Origin of the sequence: Geobacillus vulcani PSS1 (assembly GCF_000733845.1) — a bacterium.
Taxonomy (GTDB): Bacteria; Bacillota; Bacilli; order Bacillales; family Anoxybacillaceae; genus Geobacillus; species Geobacillus vulcani.
The window spans coordinates 933,292-950,004 of record NZ_JPOI01000001.1; the positions used below are offsets into that span (position 1 = coordinate 933,292).

The window sequence follows — 16,713 nt, forward strand, 5'->3', positions numbered from 1 at the left end:
ACCTACGCTTTCTTTGCAAACGTTCAACGTCTCGCGGTCAAAAAGGAGCGGTTACCGAACCAGAACGGACTCGATAAATGGCCGCTTCTTGAATGATATCGTGCTTAATGCCGTCGATGCTTGTTGTTGTGACAAAAGTTTGCACTTTTTTCCGGATGGCATCAAGGAGGTGGGTTTGCCGAAAGTCATCAAGTTCTGACAACACATCATCAAGCAATAAAATGGGGTAATCGCCTAACTCGGAAAAGATGAGCTCAAGTTCTGCCAGCTTGACTGCTAGCGCGGTTGTACGTTGTTGCCCCTGGGAACCGAAAGTTTGCACGTTTTTTCCATTCACGAAAAACGTGATGTCATCGCGATGCGGGCCGACCAGCGTCGTTCCCCGCTGAACTTCCCGTTCCCTCATGGCGGCGAACGTTTCACTGTATGCTTCTACTATTCTCGACAATTCCGCCTTTTCTGATACGTCGACCGACGGTTCGTATCGGATACAGAGCTGTTCAGCACCGCGGCTGATTTCATAGTGGATCGGCGTCGCCCATTGCTCAAGCAGCGACAAAAACTGGCGGCGCCGCAACGTAATTTTGGCCGCCAGCAATACAAGCTGCTCAGTTAACACATCAAGCACCGCTTCATCGCTCCGCTCACGCGCCTGCATCATTTTTAAGTAATGATTGCGCTGCTGCAGCAGCTTTTGGTACTGGCTCAAATCATGTATATACACAGGCGACACTTGCCCAATTTCCATATCAACAAATCGGCGCCGCATTTGTGGACTGCCCTTGACTAAATTCAAGTCTTCGGGAGCGAACATGACGACATTCAAATGGCCGACGTATTGGCTGAGCCGTTGCTGTTCAATATGGTTGCATCTCGCTTTTTTTCCTTTTTTTGAAATCAACAACTCAAGCGCCAACGACCCGCTTCGTTTTTCCGCTCTTCCTTCTATTTTAGCATACTCTTCATTCCAACGGATAAGGTCTTTATCGTTAGATGTGCGGTGCGATTTCGCCATGGCCAAAACATAAATGGCCTCCATCATGTTCGTCTTTCCTTGGGCATTTTCTCCTAAGATGACGTTTACGCCCTCGCTGAAATTCAGCGTTTCATACTCATAATTCCGGTAATTTGTCAACGTTAAGTTGGTCAAAAACACCGAACCTTCACCTACTCTGCTTTTACGACGACGAACGTGCCAAACGGTTCAATGTCGACCCGGTCGCCGTCTCTCAGCTTTCGCCCACGCCGGTTTTCCCGTTCTCCATTGACAAGCACGTGATGTTCCTGCAAAAACCATTTGGCTGCACCGCCAGTATCGATCAATCGCACAAGTTTTAAGAGCTGCCCCAGCGTAATTGTTTCTGTTGTAATCGTCACTCGTTGTTCCATCCTTGTCATCGCTCGCTTTCCTTGAAACTGCCTATTTTTTTATTTTACCGGAAAATCCGCCCACTCGCAAAGAAAGCCGATGAGAAGGATGGGCGTAGATATTGCCCGCCTTCTCATCGGACTTGAGAAAAAGCAGCGTTGCCGGGGGGCTTTTGCCCTTGAGCTGAATGTTTTTCGCCAATAGGAGGGCGGTGGGTCAATATGTTCTCACCGGCAAAATGAGCTGAAGCATCGAGTCGGTGTGAAGCGGACGCAGCAGGAACGGCCGCATGGCTCCAGTGAAGCTGATTTGAATGTCTGTTCCATCAAGCGCCCGCAACGCGTCCATCATATATTTCGCACTGAACGAAATGTTTAACTCTTCCCCTTCAAGGGACTCCGTTTTCAGCTGCTCCGTCACTTTCCCGATCTCTGGAGAAATCGAAGAAATTTCGAGCATTCCTCCAGGAAGCGTCGTCAGTTTCACAACGTTGTTTCTTCCTTCTCGGGCAAGCAAGGACGCTCGGTCGATTGCCTGCAAAAACTCTTTGGCATTGACGATCATGGTCGTTTTGCTTTCTGTTGGAATCAAGCGGGCCGTCTCCGGATAGTTGCCGTCAAGCAGCCGGGAAAAGAAGAGAAGATGCTCGGCCTTAAACAGCACTTGATTGGCTGTCATGACGATGTCCACTGGGTGGTTGCCGTCATCCAAAATTTTGCTGAGCTCATTAAGACTTTTTCCAGGGATGACGACGTTGTATGATACTTCATTTTCCGACTCAATTTTCACTTTGCGCATGGCTAAACGATGACTGTCGGTCGCTGTGCAGACAAGCTCGCCATGTTCGACTTTCCAGTTGACACCTGTCAAGATTGGACGCGTTTCTGATGTAGAAACGGCGAACACCGTTTGCCGAATCACGGTTTTCAATAAATCAGCCGGGATTTGAAACACGTTTTCTTCTTCGATTTGCGGCAGGCGCGGATATTCATCGGCGTTCAACCCATTGAGTCGGAATTCTGAGTGCCCGGAGCGGATGATCGTCAAAAAGTTGTCTTCCGTTTCGATTTCCACCGTTTGTTGCGGCAGTTTTTTCACGATTTCAGAGAAAAAGCGCGCCTGCAACACGATGCTTCCCGGTCTCTTTACATCGACGAGCAACTTGCCTTCTTTTTCAAGCGGAATAAACGATTCAATGGAAATGTCGGAATCGCTTCCGGTCAGCGTTACTCCCAAAGCAGTTGCTGTTAGTTTAATTCCGGTCAAAATCGGAATCGTCGTTCTTGTCGATACGGCTTTCATCACGTCTTGGACGCTTTTGGCCAATGCTTCGCGGTCAATGGAAATGTTCATGTTGCTGTTCCTCCCCATTTCTTTAGGTCGTCGGAAATAAATTATGAAAGTATAAAAATAAAAAACCGTAGTACTAGTCGTATGGCTTGTTGGTATGTGGATAAACAAAAAAAGCGAAGCAAGCACAGCCTGTCCACATGTGGATAAGCTGTGCATAAAACCGCGGCAGTTGTTCACAGTTGCTTCAGCTTTTCTTGAATCTCTTGTATGTGCCTTTGCAGCTGCGTGTCGGTTTGCAAAAGCTTTGATATTTTTTCATGAGCGTGGATGACGGTTGTATGATCACGTCCCCCAAATTCATCGCCGATTTTCGGCAACGAACAGTCGGTCAGTTCACGGGAGAGGTACATGGCAATTTGCCGAGGGAACGCGACTGATTTTGTTCGCTTTTTCGCTTTAAAATCTTCCATCTTGATGTTGAAATGTTGTCCAACAACGCGCTGAATATCTTGAATCGTGATGACTTTTGGCTTTGCGCTTGGGATGATGTCCTTCAATGCTTCTGCTGCCAAGTCAGCGGTGATCTCTTTGTTGATGAGCGACGAATAAGCGACGACGCGAATGAGAGCGCCCTCAAGCTCGCGGATGTTCGAGTCAATTTGATTGGCGATATAAAGCATCACCTCGTTTGGAATGTCGAACCCCTCCGCCTTCGCCTTTTTGCGGAGGATGGCGATCCGCGTCTCCAAATCAGGCGGCGTAATGTCAGTGATGAGCCCCCACTCAAAGCGCGAACGCAAGCGGTCTTCGAGCGTTGGGATTTCTTTCGGCGGTCGGTCGCTGGAGATGACGATTTGCTTGCTTTCCTCATGCAGCGTATTGAATGTATGGAAAAATTCTTCTTGTGTTTGTTCTTTTCCGGCCAAAAACTGAATATCATCGATCAGTAGAACGTCAACGTTCCGGTACTTGTTGCGAAAGTCGTCAGGGCGGTTGTCTCGGATGGCGTTAATAAACTCATTCGTAAATTTCTCTGAAGATAAATAGACTACTTTCGCTGATGGGTTATGTTCAATTACGTAATGGCCGATTGCGTGCATTAAGTGTGTTTTTCCAAGTCCGACGCCGCCATAGATAAACAAGGGGTTGTATGCTTTGGCCGGGGCCTCAGCGACCGCCAATGAAGCGGCATGGGCGAACCGATTGCCGGAGCCGATGACAAACGTATCGAACGTGTATTTCGGATTTAACATGCTTTGTGGGAAATCGTTTGTCTCTTCATACGGTTTCCGTTGCTTCTTCTTAGATGACTGGAATTCTAGTTCTTCATCATCCTGATTTGGCGGAATGATAAACTTGACGGCCAATTCTTCGCCTGTGATGGCGTAGATCGTTTCCGCAATTAAATGAGAGTAGCGAGAATCAAGCCAATCTCTAGCAAACTCGTTCGGGGCTACGATGACGAGCGTGTCACCTCGTAAAGAGTGGGCTTTTGTTGATTTGAGCCAAGTCTCAAAGCTCGGCTTGCTGATTTTTCGTTCGATCTCCGCGAGCACGCGATTCCATAAGTCATGGATATTTTCCACCCGTTGCCCCTCCCTTAAAATCAGAGGATGATCATTTGTTTAAAAAATAGGTTTGTGGAAAAAGCAGAAAAAGCATATCAAGGAAAAAAGCAGCTTTTCGACAAAATCCACCGTCTGTGGGTAATGTTATTGACAATTTGTGAAAAAAGCTATCCACAATCTATCCACATTTTGTGGATAGATTTATCTTATCCACATGATTATCCATAGTGAAAACACAATAATAATAGCAAATAAAGCGGCTTGTTGCAACGGAATTTTTTTGATTATCCACAAAACGGACAGGAAGTGAAAAAATCGTTATCCACACCGTTGAACATGTGAAAAAAATGTCGATAAATGTTGTGGATTGTTGATAAGGGAGAAAAAATTTATCCACAACGTTGATCAAAGTTGGAAAAACGAAGAGGCGGTTGACATTTGCTAAGATTGTTCAATATAATGAGAAAGACTGCCCGTAACTGTTATTCCCTAGGGAGGTGTCATAGATGAAACGGACGTATCAACCGAATAGACGGAAACGCAGCAAAGTGCATGGATTCCGCGCGCGCATGAGCACGAGAAACGGTAGAAAAGTGTTGGCGCGCCGCCGCCGCAAAGGAAGAAAAGTTTTGTCTGCATAATAGGCCACTGAAGTTTCAGTGGTCTTTTTTCTCAATATTTTGCCGCCGGGAAATGAGGCAAATGGAGTGTTTTGGGAGAATGAAAAAAAAGTATCGGATCAAGAGAAACGAGGAGTTCCAGGAAGTGTTTCAGAAGGGCGTTTCAACGGCCAACCGTCAGTTTGTCATCTACACGCTTGACCGCCCGGAGCAGCCTTATTTTCGCCTTGGGTTGTCTGTCAGCAAAAAACTCGGCAAGGCTGTCGTCCGAAATCGAATCAAGCGATACATCCGCCAATGCTTCCTCGAATTGAAAGAGGAGATTATCCCTGGCAAAGACTATGTCGTGATCGCTAGGCAACCGGTGGCGGAGATGAATTATGCGGAAGTAAAAAGAAGTTTAATCCATGTGCTCCGGAAATCCGGGGGGCTGAAAAAAGGAGGCCGGCCGCTGCATCCGGCTTGAAAAAATGCTCCACGCGGCAAAAAAAGGTGGTAAAATACATACGTGAACTTGTATATATGGGAGGAAAAAGAAGGTGAAAAGGCGAATCAGACTAATCATTTTGTTCGGTGTGTTAGCGGTTGTGCTGGCCGGATGCACGGAAATTCACAAACCGATCACCCCGGAAAGCAAGGGGTTTTGGAACGAGTATATCGTTTATCCGCTTTCTTGGCTGATCAAATATGTCGCGGGGCTGCTCGGCGGAAGCTTTGGGTTGTCGATCATTGTCGTCACCATTTTGATCCGCCTGTTGATTTTGCCGCTGATGATCCAACAGACGCGCAACGCGAAGGCGATGCAAGCGCTTCAGCCGGAAATCGAAGCGCTCCGCAAAAAATACAGCTCAAAAGACGCGCAAACTCAACAAAAGCTCCAGCAAGAGATGATGCTCTTGTTCCAAAAGCACGGCGTCAATCCAATGGCCGGCTGTTTCCCTATTTTGATCCAGATGCCGATTTTAATTGGATTTTACCATGCCATCATGCGGACGCGAGAAATTGCCCAACATAATTTTTTATGGTTTGACCTTGGCGAAAAAGACCCGTACTACATTTTGCCGGTCATTGCCGGCGTGACGACGTTCATCCAGCAGAAAATCATGATGGCCGGCTCCGCTCAGCAAAATCCACAAATGGCGATGATGCTTTGGATGATGCCGATTATGATCGTCATTTTTGCGATCAACTTCCCAGCTGCTTTGTCGCTTTACTGGGTCGTCGGAAATATTTTCTCCATTGTGCAAACGTATCTCATTAAAGGGCCGGAGATTGCCGCCCATTCAGGAGGAGCGAAAAAGTGAAAGAAGTGACTGCGACTGCCCGAACAGTCGAAGAGGCGGTGCAGTTGGCGCTCGTGCAGCTTGGCGTGCCTCGAGAGCGTGCAGTTATTGTTGTGCTTGATGAAGGGAAAAGGGGTTGGTTTGGCTTGTTTGGCGGTCGGCCGGCGGTTGTGAAAGCCGTGCTGAAAATTGACCCGGTTGAGGAGACGGTTCGCTTTTTGCAGCAAGTCATCGCGCAAATGGGGGCGGAAGGGACAAGCATCGAAGCCGTCCGCCGCGGCAAGCAGGTGACGCTTCAGGTGCACGGGGGGCCGGTCGGTCTATTGATCGGCAAGCACGGGCAAACGTTAAACGCTCTTCAGTTTTTGGCGCAGCTCGTCGCCAACCGCCATGCTGACGAATACGTGTCGATTGCCGTCGATGTCGAAAATTACCGCGAACGAAGGGAAAAGGCGCTGGTCGAGCTGGCGCACAAACTGGCTGCCCGGGCGGTGAAGACGGGAAAAGAAGTCAGGTTGGAGCCGCTGCCGGCGCATGAACGGAAGATTATCCATGCAACGCTGGCTGACAACAAGCACGTCTTGACCTATTCTGTTGGCGTTGATCCGCACCGTTCGATTGTCGTCGCTCCGAAAATAGGCAAAATGTCGTCGAAAAAAGAGTCGCCTCGCTAAACTGGTAGAGAGGCGGCCTCTTTTTTTACGGTGTTGGCGCCGCATGGAAAATTGACGATGGAAATGGGGAAAACGCTCCAGCAAGAGCTGCTTCAAATAGGGAAACAGCGTGCAACGGTCTTTTTTGCCTATCCGTTCAGATAATTGTGAAGCAATCGCTAGTTTCCACCAACTTTTTTGACGGCCGCCGCTTCGATTTTTCAACAACCGCGTTGAGCGCGCCGTATTGTTATTCACATGTGGATAAGCTAAAATTGAACTAAGTGAATATACACAAGGGAAAAAGCGGCCAAAACGGGCTGTGGATATAGAGAAAGCGGGGTAAAGAGAGGTGAACAGCTTTGACGGAGTTTGATACGATTGCTGCCATTTCGACGCCGATGGGCGAGGGGGCGATTGCTATCGTTCGGTTGAGCGGAGATCAGGCGGTGGAGATTGCTGACCGGCTTTTCCGCAGCCCGAGCGGGAAGCGGCTCAAAGACGTTCCATCGCATACGATCCACTATGGACATATCATTGATCCGAAAAGCGGGCGGGTCGTTGAAGAAGCAATGGTGTCTGTTATGCGCGCTCCAAAGACATTCACGCGCGAGGACGTGGTCGAGATCAACTGTCACGGTGGATTTGTTTCTGTCAATCGCGTGCTGCAGCTCGTGCTGGCAAACGGGGCGCGGCTTGCCGAGCCGGGGGAGTTTACGAAGCGGGCGTTTTTAAATGGGCGCATTGATTTATCTCAAGCGGAGGCAGTCATCGACCTGATCCGCGCCAAAACCGACCGAGCGATGAACGTTGCCTTACAGCAAATGGAGGGGCGCCTGTCAAAATTGATTCGCGAGTTGCGGCAGACGATTTTGGAGACGCTGGCACATGTTGAAGTCAATATCGATTATCCGGAATACGATGATGTCGAAGAAATGACGCCGCGTCTCTTGCGGGAGAAGGCAGAATATGTGCGCGGGCAAATTGAAAAGCTGCTGTCGACCGCCGCGCAAGGAAAAATATTGCGCGAAGGGCTGGCAACGGTTATCATCGGGCGGCCGAACGTCGGCAAGTCGTCGCTTTTGAATGCGCTCGCCCATGAAAATCGGGCGATCGTCACTGATATTCCGGGAACGACGCGCGACGTTATCGAGGAATATGTCAACGTCCGCGGCGTACCGCTTCGCTTGATTGATACGGCTGGCATCCGCGAAACGGAAGATGTCGTCGAACGGATCGGTGTCGAGCGCTCGCGGCAGATGCTGAAGCGGGCTGATTTAATTTTGCTTGTCTTGAACTATCATGAGCCGATCACCGAAGAGGATGAGCGGCTGTTTGCCATGATCGAGGGAATGGATGCCATCGTCATTGTGAATAAAACCGATTTGCCCCGGCGGATCGATATGGAACGGGTCAAGGAGCTGGCAGCCGGCCGGCCGGTCGTGACGACGTCCCTGTTGCATGAACAAGGAATTGATGAACTGGAAAAAGCGATTGCTGACCTGTTTTTTGGGGGTGAGCTGGAAGCGGGCGATTTGACGTACGTTTCCAACTCTCGCCATATCGCTTTGCTCGAGCAGGCGAAGACAGCGATCGAAGACGCCTTGGCCGGCATTGACGCCGGCATGCCGGTCGATCTTGTCCAAATCGATTTGCGCCGGGCATGGGAGCTGCTTGGTGAAATCATTGGCGATACTGTCCATGAGAGCCTAATCGATCAGCTGTTTGCTCAATTTTGCCTAGGAAAGTAAACGAGGAGGGAAATGCTGTATGGATTATCATGGGGGAACATATGACGTCATTGTCGTCGGCGCCGGTCATGCCGGTTGCGAAGCGGCGCTTGCTTCCGCCCGCATCGGGGCAAAGACGCTTGTCATTACACTCAACCTCGATATGATCGCGTTCATGCCGTGCAACCCGTCGATCGGCGGCCCGGCGAAAGGAATTGTCGTGCGCGAAATCGACGCTCTCGGCGGGGAAATGGCGAAAAACATTGATAAAACGTACATTCAAATGCGGATGCTAAACACCGGCAAAGGGCCAGCCGTCCGCGCGCTTCGGGCGCAAGCCGATAAAGTGCTGTACCAGCGGGAAATGAAAAAAACGCTCGAAAATCAAGAAAATTTGACGCTTCTGCAAGGAAAAGTCGAGCGGCTGATCGTCGAAGACGGCGTTTGCAAAGGTGTCATCACTCACACGGGGGCGCATTATTACGCCAAAGCGGTCGTCATTACGACCGGGACGTTTTTGCGCGGGGAAATCATCATTGGAGACATTAAATATTCGAGCGGCCCGAACAACCAACAGCCGTCGATTAAGCTGTCCGAGCATTTAGAAGAGCTTGGATTTGAGCTTGTTCGCTTCAAAACAGGCACGCCGCCGCGCGTCAACAGCCGGACGATCGACTACAGCAAAACGGAAATTCAGCCGGGGGACAAGGAGCCGCGGGCGTTTTCGTATGAGACGACAACATACATCACTGATCAGCTGCCGTGCTGGCTGACGTACACGACGGAAGAAACACACCGCATCATTGATGAAAACTTGCATTTGTCACCGATGTACTCCGGCATGATCAAAGGAACCGGACCGCGCTATTGCCCATCGATTGAGGATAAAGTCGTCCGGTTCCACGATAAGCCGCGCCATCAAATTTTCCTCGAACCGGAAGGGCGGGAAACGGAAGAAGTCTATGTGCAAGGGTTGTCGACAAGCTTGCCGGAACATATCCAGCGCAAGCTGCTCGAGACGATCCCGGGACTTGAGAAGGCGCAGCTCATGCGGGCTGGCTATGCGATCGAGTACGATGCCATCGTACCGACGCAGCTATGGCCGACACTCGAGACGAAGCTTGTGAAAAACTTGTATACCGCCGGGCAAATCAACGGCACGTCCGGCTATGAAGAAGCGGCAGGACAAGGCATCATGGCCGGCATTAACGCCGCCCATCGGGCGCTCGGCCGTGAAGAAATCATTTTAAGCCGTTCGGATGCCTATATCGGCGTTTTGATCGACGACTTGGTGACGAAAGGGACGAATGAGCCGTACCGCCTTTTGACGTCGCGCGCCGAATATCGGCTTTTGCTTCGCCATGACAACGCCGATTTGCGCCTAACTGAGCTCGGCTATCGGATCGGTCTCATTTCTGAAGAACGGTATCAAAAATTTTTGGCGAAAAAAGAGGCCATCGAACGGGAGAAAAAACGGCTGCAGACAGTGATCATCAAGCCAACGCCTGAAGTGCAGCAGGTCATTCGCGAAGCGGGCGGAAGTGAATTGAAAGACGGCATCCGCGCCGCCGATTTGCTCCGGCGTCCGGAGATGACGTACGAGCACATCCGACAACTGGCGCCGGCTGACGAAGAGATCGCTAAAGAAGTGGCCGAACAAGTCGAAATTCAAATCAAATATGAAGGCTACATCCAAAAATCGCTGCAAGAAGTTGAGCGGCTCAAAAAAATGGAAAACAAAAAAATTCCGGAAGATATCGACTACGATGCGATCCAAGGTCTTGCAACCGAGGCGCGGCAAAAGCTCAAACAGGTGCGCCCGCTCTCAATCGCCCAAGCGTCGCGCATTTCCGGCGTCAACCCGGCTGATATTTCGATCTTATTAGTGTATTTGGAACAAGGAAGAATCGCGCGCGTGTCGAATGAATAAACCTTGAGGGAAAGGAATGGCTTATGGAGGCGACACAATTTCAAGCCATGCTTGATGAGAGGGGAATCTCCCTCTCGTCCCGGGCGCTTGCGCAGTTTGAGCGCTATTATGAACTGCTCGTTGAGTGGAATGAGAAGATGAATTTGACCGCCATTACGGACAAGCACAGCGTCTATGTCAAACATTTTTTCGATTCCTTGTCTCCGGCGTTTTACTACGATTTTTCGGTTTCGCTTGCGCTTTGCGACGTCGGTGCCGGGGCGGGATTTCCGAGCATTCCGCTGAAAATATGTTTTCCGCATTTGCGCGTTTCCATTGTTGATTCGCTGCAAAAACGCATCCGTTTTTTAGAGCATCTGATCACGGAGCTCGGACTTGCGGACGTGGCCCTTTACCACGAACGCGCTGAGACGTTCGCCCGTCAAAAGGGAATGCGCGAGTCGTTTGACGTTGTGACAGCTAGGGCCGTAGCGCGCATGCCGGTGCTTGCCGAACTTTGCCTTCCGCTTGTGAAAATGGGCGGCACATTCATTGCGATGAAAGCTGCTTCGGCGCCCGAGGAGCTGAAAGAAGGAAACAAGGCGATTTCTGTGCTTGGCGGGGAAGTGACGGCGGCGGAAACGTTCACGCTGCCGTTTGACGAAGGTGAACGAACGATTATTTTCATTCAAAAAATGAGAAAAACGCCGAACCAATACCCGCGCAAACCAGGAACGCCGAACAAACAACCGATTCAGTAGCGTCTTTGCGGGCGGCGGGGAGGGCTTTGCCGGTTGAAAGAGAGAAATAAGCTGTTTCGCTCTCCACCTTCGTCCCGCACAAAAAAACTGACCGTAAGGCGGCGTATGTCGGGCGAGACAGAGACATTTTGGCCAAGTATGTCCAAAGGTGGTGTAGGGGGATGAAGCATCCATTTTCGCGCTTGTTCAGCTTTGGAGAAAGAGAACAGGAAGAAACAGGAGAAAAACAGGAACGGGAGGAAGTTCGCCACATTCCGGTCGAAAGCATTATCCCGAACAGATTTCAGCCGCGTACGATGTTCGACGAAGAAAAGATTGATGAACTGGCGCTGACGATCCGCACGCACGGCATCATCCAGCCGATCGTTGTCCGCGAATGCGGGAACGGACGGTTTGAAATCATCGCTGGCGAGCGGAGATGGAGAGCGGTGCAAAAGCTTGGCTGGACGGAAATCCCCGCGATCATCAAAAACTTGAATGACAAAGAAACCGCCTCCGTCGCCCTCATTGAAAACTTGCAGCGTGAAGAGTTGACGCCGATTGAAGAGGCGATGGCGTACGCGAAATTGATCGAACTGCACGATTTGACGCAAGAAGCGCTTGCCCAACGGCTTGGCAAAGGACAATCAACGATTGCCAACAAGCTGCGTCTGCTGAAACTTCCGCAAGAGGTGCAAGAGGCGCTCTTGCAGCGCGCGATTACGGAGCGCCACGCGCGCGCACTGATCGCGTTGAAAGATAAAGAGAAACAGCTGAAGTTGCTGCAAGAGATCATTGACAAACAGTTGAACGTCAAACAGACGGAAGATCGGGTGTTAAAGCTGCTTGAGGCGAGGGAACGGAAGCCGAAGCCAAAGAGAAAGGCGTTCAGCCGCGATATGCGCATCGCCGTCAACACGATCCGACAGTCGCTTTCCATGGTCGAAAGCAGCGGGGTGTCCGTCCAATCTGAAGAAGAAGAATTCGATGACTACTATCAAATTACGATTCGAATCGCGAAAAAATAACGAAAGTCACCTTTTGCCTCATCAAGCGCAGCTGATGGGGTTTTTTCTTTCAGAAAACAAAGTCATTTTCCTGTTTTCATGCTAAAATAAAATGGATTGAGGAAGAGATAGAGGTAGGTGGCATCGTGGGAAAAGTCATTGCTATTGCAAATCAAAAAGGCGGGGTTGGAAAAACAACGACAGCGGTCAATTTATCGGCCTGTTTGGCGCATCTCGGAAAGAAAGTGCTGCTTGTTGACGCCGATCCACAAGGAAATGCGACGAGCGGCATCGGCATTGAGCGAGGCGATGTCGATGAATGCATTTACAATGTCATCATTGGCGACATGAAAGCAAAAGATGTCATTCGACCGACGGACATCGAAAATTTATACGTCATTCCAGCGACGATCCAGCTTGCCGGGGCAGAAATTGAGCTCGTCTCGGTCATTTCCCGCGAAATCCGGCTGAGAAACGCGATCGAGCCGCTGAAAGACAAATACGATTTCATTATTATCGACTGTCCTCCTTCGCTCGGTTTGCTGACGCTTAATGCGTTGACAGCAGCCAATTCCGTGCTCATCCCTGTCCAATGCGAATATTATGCGTTAGAAGGGCTTAGCCAGTTGCTTAACACGATCCGGCTTGTGCAGCGGCACTTAAACTATGATTTGCGCCTTGAAGGCGTTCTGTTGACGATGCTTGATGCAAGGACAAATCTAGGTTTGCAGGTCATTCAAGAAGTCAAAAAGTATTTCCGCGAAAAAGTGTACCAGACGATCATCCCGCGAAACGTGCGGCTGAGTGAGGCGCCAAGTCATGGCAAGCCGATCATTTTGTATGATGTGAAATCACGGGGGGCGGAAGTGTATTTAGAACTGGCGAAGGAGGTGCTTGAACGTGGCTAAAGGTCTCGGCAAAGGCATCAATGCGCTGTTTGACAACCTTTCTCTCAAGGAACTTACTGGGAAAGAGGAAATGGTGCGGGAAGTAAGCATTCACGACCTTTATCCAAATCCGTACCAACCGCGGAAAACATTTCATCCTGAGGCGATTGAGGAGTTGAAACAATCGATTTTGCAGCACGGCATTTTGCAACCGCTCATCGTCCGCCGTGTACCGAATGGATTTGAAATTGTCGTTGGCGAACGGCGCTACCGGGCGGCGAAAGAGGCGAATTTGTCGTCGGTGCCGGTCGTGGTTCGCGAGTTGACGGACGAGCAAATGATGGAGTTCGCCCTTCTTGAAAACTTGCAGCGCGAGGATTTGAACCCGATCGAGGAAGCAATGGCGTACAAAATGTTGATGGACAAGCTGCACTTAACCCAGGAGGAAATCGCGAGCCGCGTTGGGAAGAGCCGTCCTCATATCGCCAATCATTTGCGTTTGTTGTCTCTTCCTTCAGATGTGCAAAAGCTGCTCATTGACGGCACACTCTCGATGGGGCATGGCCGCGCGCTTTTAGGGCTGAAACAAAAAAGCAAAATGAAACCGATCGTGGAACGTGTGATTCGCGAAGGACTGAACGTCCGCCAGCTTGAAAAGCTGATCCAGCAAGCGAACGAAAATGTTTCACGTGAAACATCGAAACGAAAACAGCCGGAAAAAAGCGTGTTTATTCGGGAAAGCGAATCGCTGTTGCGTGAAAAATTTGGGACGAACGTCACGATTAAACAAACGAGGAAAAGAGGAAAAATTGAAATTGAGTTTTTTTCTCCAGAAGATTTAGAGAGAATATTAGAACTGCTCGATGTGCGGTTCGACGAGTAAGTCGGCCCTTTGATCAAGGCCGGTTTATTTTTTTGCAGGAGAGGGTTGGACATCATGGTGTTATTAGGAACGATTGTCAACGGAGCGAGCATTATCGCAGGGGCGTTGATTGGAAAATGGCTTCGTCGTATCCCCGGACGGGTAAAGGAAACGGTGATGGGGGGGATTGGACTTACGGTGGCGTTGCTTGGCATACAAATGGGAATGAAAAGCGAACAGTTTCTCGTTGTTATTTTCAGCCTTGTTTTCGGCGGCATTCTCGGGGAGTGGTGGAACTGGGAGGAAAAGCTGAACCGGCTCGGTCAATGGCTCGAGGTGAAAGTGGGTGGAAACGAGCAAGGAAGCATTGCGAAAGGGTTTGTCAGCGCGACGCTGTTGTTTGTCATCGGGGCGATGGCCATCGTTGGAGCGCTTGACAGCGGGCTGCGCGGCGACCATAGCGTCTTGTATACGAAATCGATTTTAGACGGTTTTGCCAGTGTCATTTTGACAACGACGCTCGGCATCGGCGTCATCTTCTCCGCCTTGCCGGTCGTTATTTATGAAGGGAGCATTGCGCTGTTGGCGACGCAAATCGAACGGTTTGTGCCGAAGGAAGTACTCGATTCGTTCATCGCCGAATCAACGGCGACCGGCGGCATTTTAATTATGGCTATTGGACTCAATATGCTCGGTTTGACGAACATTCGCGTGGCCAATTTGCTGCCGAGCATTCTCATTATGGCAGCCGCCGTTTTCATTCTTTCACTCGTTTAACGACTGGTCGTTTTGGACGGGCAGAAAAGAAATCCCCTCCTTGAACAGCTGACCAAGAGGGGAATTTGCCGCCTACCATAAATGCCGGTCTGTTGAGAGCGGAGGGGCGGCGAGCCGCTCTTTTCGAAGGATCCATCGTTCTGCCTCGTAAATGCCGTTGGCGATGGTTTTCGCCATGTTCATGACAAGGTGAAGGCGTGTATTTTGCAGAACAAAAAACTCCATAAACCCGCTCACATTGACCACCCCGGTAATATGGGCGTCGCCGACGGGAAGAAGCTGTTTGTTGACCCCGGCGCCGGGGCGGACCGGTCCTTTGGCAATCGTGATGGCGCCGACGCTTTTCAGCCGCCCAAGGCAGGCGTCGACCGCGATCATGAACGGGTCGCCATGAATGAGCCGGATCGCTTCTACCTTTTCTTCCAAATTGACGGCATGGATCGGTTCTTCGAGTGTGCCATATACGTGGAAGCGAGCCATCGGCTTCTCTTTTAGCATCGTGCCGACGAGTGGTCCAAGCGAATCGCCGGTCGAGCGGTCCGTGCCGATGCAAACGATAGCGACCGGCTGAACGAGCGGGTCGGGAAGCAGTGAGGCGACCCGCCAAGCAATCGACGACACCGCCCCTTGCTCATTGTAAAACACGCGGTCTCTTTCCTCCTTGGACGAGAAAAATATCGATGGTATGCTCATTCGCTTCACTCCTACTTTCGTTTCAAAAGTATTAACAGTATACGGAAAATAAAAGAATGATATACATTTCATGTTCGTTTTCTTGCTTTTCTTCGCGATAATGGGAGATCGGGCTACAAATCAGCGGCCGGTCTTGTTAAAATAAAAGCGCAGAACAAGAAAAAAGATTGAGGTGTCGCCAACGTTGAACACGATGGAAAAAACGATTAGCCGATTGTTCGCATTTTTGATAGATGAGAAATTATGGTTCCAGATCGGAAAAGGGGCGCTGAAGATTGTTCTTATCCTACTCATATGCGCCATCGCGGTGAAAGTATTGAAAATTGCCGTTCATAACATGTTCAAAGTGCGACAGAAGGCGCCGATCCGCATTTCTGAACGACGGGAGGCGACGCTCGTTCGGCTGCTCGACAACGTCATTACGTACGTACTATATTTTATTGCGCTCTTGATGATTTTAGATACGTTTGGCGTTCCCGTCAAAGCGCTGCTCGCCGGGGCTGGGGTCGTCGGGCTGGCCGTGGGTTTTGGCGCACAAAGCTTAGTGAAAGACATCATCACTGGATTTTTCATCATTTTTGAAGATCAGTTTGCGGTCGGCGATTATGTGCGCATCGGCAATTTTGAAGGATATGTTGAAACGATTGGGCTTCGGGTGACGAAAATTAAAAGCTGGACCGGAGAAGTGCACATTTTGCCAAACGGCAGCATCACGCAAGTGACGAACTATTCACTGCACAACAGTCTCGCTGTCGTCGACATCAGCATCGCCTATGAAGAAGACATTGAAGAGGCGGAGGAAGCCATCCGCGAGCTTCTTCCGCAGCTGCCGGCGAAGTATGAAGACATGGTTGCTCCGCCGGAATTGCTTGGCGTGCAAAATTTAGCCAGCTCGGAAGTCATATTGCGCATCACGTGCGAAACGAAACCGATGCGCCATCTGGCGGTCGCTCGGGCGATCCGCAAGGAAGTCAAAATGCTGTTGGATGAACGGGGGATCGAAATCCCATACCCGCGGCTTGTGTTGCATCGCCGCGATGGACAAGAACAGCCGGAGGCAAAGCCGCAACGGGAGCAATCGTTGTCATAGGGAGGTGGATCGATGGAAGAGAAACAGTTCGGCCTATACGATATCGTCGAAATGAAAAAGCCGCATCCATGTGGAACGAACCGTTGGAAAGTGATCCGCTTGGGCGCTGACATCCGCATTAAATGTGAAGGGTGCGCCCATAGCGTTTTGCTGCCTCGCAAAGAGTTTATCCGCAAAATGAAAAAAGTGCTCGTCAAGCATGAAGAATAAGCAAATGAAGCATGGCGGCGAG

The 16,713-nt window shown here is 50.2% G+C and carries 18 protein-coding genes; 13 read left to right on the top strand and 5 right to left on the bottom strand.

Annotated elements, in window-relative coordinates; translation table 11 throughout:
* Nucleotides 1-37: 37 nt before the first annotated feature.
* From recF to dnaA, 4 genes are all read right to left on the bottom strand, one after another.
* The gene (gene recF, locus N685_RS0105095; protein WP_031406394.1) at nt 38-1,156 is read right to left on the bottom strand and encodes a DNA replication/repair protein RecF; all 1,119 of its coding nucleotides are present in this window, start codon (nt 1,154-1,156) and stop codon (nt 38-40) included.
* Between the two features lie 11 nt (nt 1,157-1,167).
* The gene (gene yaaA, locus N685_RS0105100; RefSeq protein WP_084177466.1) at nt 1,168-1,398 is read right to left on the bottom strand and encodes a S4 domain-containing protein YaaA; all 231 of its coding nucleotides are present in this window, start codon (nt 1,396-1,398) and stop codon (nt 1,168-1,170) included.
* 187 nt (nt 1,399-1,585) lie between these two features.
* Nucleotides 1,586-2,722 (bottom strand): DNA polymerase III subunit beta, encoded by a 1,137-nt coding sequence (gene dnaN / locus N685_RS0105105; protein ID WP_031406399.1) that lies wholly within the window; start codon nt 2,720-2,722, stop codon nt 1,586-1,588.
* Nucleotides 2,723-2,895: 173 nt separating this feature from the next.
* Nucleotides 2,896-4,248, bottom strand: coding sequence for a chromosomal replication initiator protein DnaA (dnaA, locus tag N685_RS0105110; protein WP_031406401.1), 1,353 nt, complete (start codon nt 4,246-4,248; stop codon nt 2,896-2,898).
* A gap of 488 nt (nt 4,249-4,736) precedes the next feature.
* On the opposite strand from dnaA, the gene rpmH reads away from it, so the two are divergent.
* The 11 genes from rpmH to N685_RS0105170 all read left to right on the top strand — a co-directional run bounded on the left by rpmH (nt 4,737) and on the right by N685_RS0105170 (nt 14,698).
* Entirely contained in the window at nt 4,737-4,871 is a 135-nt protein-coding gene (gene rpmH, locus N685_RS0105115) for a 50S ribosomal protein L34 (RefSeq protein WP_003253900.1), read from the top strand.
* A gap of 79 nt (nt 4,872-4,950) precedes the next feature.
* Nucleotides 4,951-5,316, top strand: coding sequence for a ribonuclease P protein component (gene rnpA / locus N685_RS0105120; RefSeq protein WP_031406404.1), 366 nt, complete (start codon nt 4,951-4,953; stop codon nt 5,314-5,316).
* Between the two features lie 73 nt (nt 5,317-5,389).
* Nucleotides 5,390-6,154 (top strand): YidC family membrane integrase SpoIIIJ, encoded by a 765-nt coding sequence (gene spoIIIJ / locus N685_RS0105125; protein ID WP_031406406.1) that lies wholly within the window; start codon nt 5,390-5,392, stop codon nt 6,152-6,154.
* Nucleotides 6,151-6,807 (top strand): RNA-binding cell elongation regulator Jag/EloR, encoded by a 657-nt coding sequence (gene jag / locus N685_RS0105130; RefSeq protein ID WP_031406408.1) that lies wholly within the window; start codon nt 6,151-6,153, stop codon nt 6,805-6,807. Before spoIIIJ ends, jag begins: the two co-directional genes overlap by 4 nt.
* Nucleotides 6,808-7,148: 341 nt before the next feature.
* Nucleotides 7,149-8,537 (top strand): tRNA uridine-5-carboxymethylaminomethyl(34) synthesis GTPase MnmE, encoded by a 1,389-nt coding sequence (gene mnmE, locus N685_RS0105140; RefSeq protein WP_031406410.1) that lies wholly within the window; start codon nt 7,149-7,151, stop codon nt 8,535-8,537.
* 19 nt (nt 8,538-8,556) lie between these two features.
* Nucleotides 8,557-10,446, top strand: a complete 1,890-nt coding sequence (gene mnmG, locus N685_RS0105145; RefSeq protein WP_031406412.1) for a tRNA uridine-5-carboxymethylaminomethyl(34) synthesis enzyme MnmG — start codon at nt 8,557-8,559, stop codon at nt 10,444-10,446.
* Nucleotides 10,447-10,469: 23 nt separating this feature from the next.
* Entirely contained in the window at nt 10,470-11,186 is a 717-nt protein-coding gene (gene rsmG, locus N685_RS0105150; RefSeq protein WP_031406414.1) for a 16S rRNA (guanine(527)-N(7))-methyltransferase RsmG, read from the top strand.
* A 161-nt stretch (nt 11,187-11,347) separates the two neighbouring features.
* The gene (noc, locus tag N685_RS0105155) at nt 11,348-12,193 is read left to right on the top strand and encodes a nucleoid occlusion protein (protein WP_031406416.1); all 846 of its coding nucleotides are present in this window, start codon (nt 11,348-11,350) and stop codon (nt 12,191-12,193) included.
* 125 nt (nt 12,194-12,318) lie between these two features.
* The gene (locus tag N685_RS0105160) at nt 12,319-13,080 is read left to right on the top strand and encodes a ParA family protein (RefSeq protein ID WP_011232953.1); all 762 of its coding nucleotides are present in this window, start codon (nt 12,319-12,321) and stop codon (nt 13,078-13,080) included.
* Complete coding sequence (locus N685_RS0105165) at nt 13,073-13,942, top strand: ParB/RepB/Spo0J family partition protein (protein WP_031406417.1); 870 nt, start codon at nt 13,073-13,075, stop codon at nt 13,940-13,942. The genes N685_RS0105160 and N685_RS0105165 overlap by 8 nt, the downstream gene beginning before the upstream one ends.
* A gap of 54 nt (nt 13,943-13,996) precedes the next feature.
* Complete coding sequence (locus tag N685_RS0105170) at nt 13,997-14,698, top strand: DUF554 domain-containing protein (RefSeq protein WP_031406420.1); 702 nt, start codon at nt 13,997-13,999, stop codon at nt 14,696-14,698.
* 72 nt (nt 14,699-14,770) lie between these two features.
* Here the strand turns inward: N685_RS0105170 and yyaC are convergent, their stop codons facing one another.
* Nucleotides 14,771-15,391, bottom strand: coding sequence for a spore protease YyaC (yyaC, locus tag N685_RS0105175; RefSeq protein ID WP_031406422.1), 621 nt, complete (start codon nt 15,389-15,391; stop codon nt 14,771-14,773).
* A 184-nt stretch (nt 15,392-15,575) separates the two neighbouring features.
* Here yyaC and N685_RS0105180 point away from each other — a divergent pair, with 184 nt between their 5' ends.
* Together N685_RS0105180 and N685_RS0105185 are read left to right on the top strand one after the other, a co-directional pair.
* Nucleotides 15,576-16,481 carry a mechanosensitive ion channel family protein gene (locus tag N685_RS0105180; protein WP_031406424.1) on the top strand — a complete coding sequence of 302 codons (906 nt, stop codon included), beginning with the start codon at nt 15,576-15,578 and terminating at the stop codon, nt 16,479-16,481.
* Between the two features lie 12 nt (nt 16,482-16,493).
* Nucleotides 16,494-16,691, top strand: coding sequence for a DUF951 domain-containing protein (locus N685_RS0105185; RefSeq protein ID WP_011232948.1), 198 nt, complete (start codon nt 16,494-16,496; stop codon nt 16,689-16,691).
* The last annotated feature ends 22 nt before the right edge of the window (nt 16,692-16,713 follow it).

Excerpts from the sequence above, each read along its gene's own strand:
- rnpA (WP_031406404.1), top strand. The coding sequence starts at position 4,951 with ATGAAAAAAAAGTATCGGATCAAGAGAAACGAGGAGTTCCAGGAAGTG.
- N685_RS0105185 (WP_011232948.1), top strand. The coding sequence starts at position 16,494 with ATGGAAGAGAAACAGTTCGGCCTATACGATATCGTCGAAATGAAAAAG.
- yaaA (WP_084177466.1), bottom strand. The coding sequence starts at position 1,398 with ATGACAAGGATGGAACAACGAGTGACGATTACAACAGAAACAATTACG.
- rsmG (WP_031406414.1), top strand. The coding sequence starts at position 10,470 with ATGGAGGCGACACAATTTCAAGCCATGCTTGATGAGAGGGGAATCTCC.
- yyaC (WP_031406422.1), bottom strand. The coding sequence starts at position 15,391 with ATGAGCATACCATCGATATTTTTCTCGTCCAAGGAGGAAAGAGACCGC.
- noc (WP_031406416.1), top strand. The coding sequence starts at position 11,348 with ATGAAGCATCCATTTTCGCGCTTGTTCAGCTTTGGAGAAAGAGAACAG.
- rpmH (WP_003253900.1), top strand. The coding sequence starts at position 4,737 with ATGAAACGGACGTATCAACCGAATAGACGGAAACGCAGCAAAGTGCAT.
- mnmG (WP_031406412.1), top strand. The coding sequence starts at position 8,557 with ATGGATTATCATGGGGGAACATATGACGTCATTGTCGTCGGCGCCGGT.
- N685_RS0105170 (WP_031406420.1), top strand. The coding sequence starts at position 13,997 with ATGGTGTTATTAGGAACGATTGTCAACGGAGCGAGCATTATCGCAGGG.
- dnaN (WP_031406399.1), bottom strand. The coding sequence starts at position 2,722 with ATGAACATTTCCATTGACCGCGAAGCATTGGCCAAAAGCGTCCAAGAC.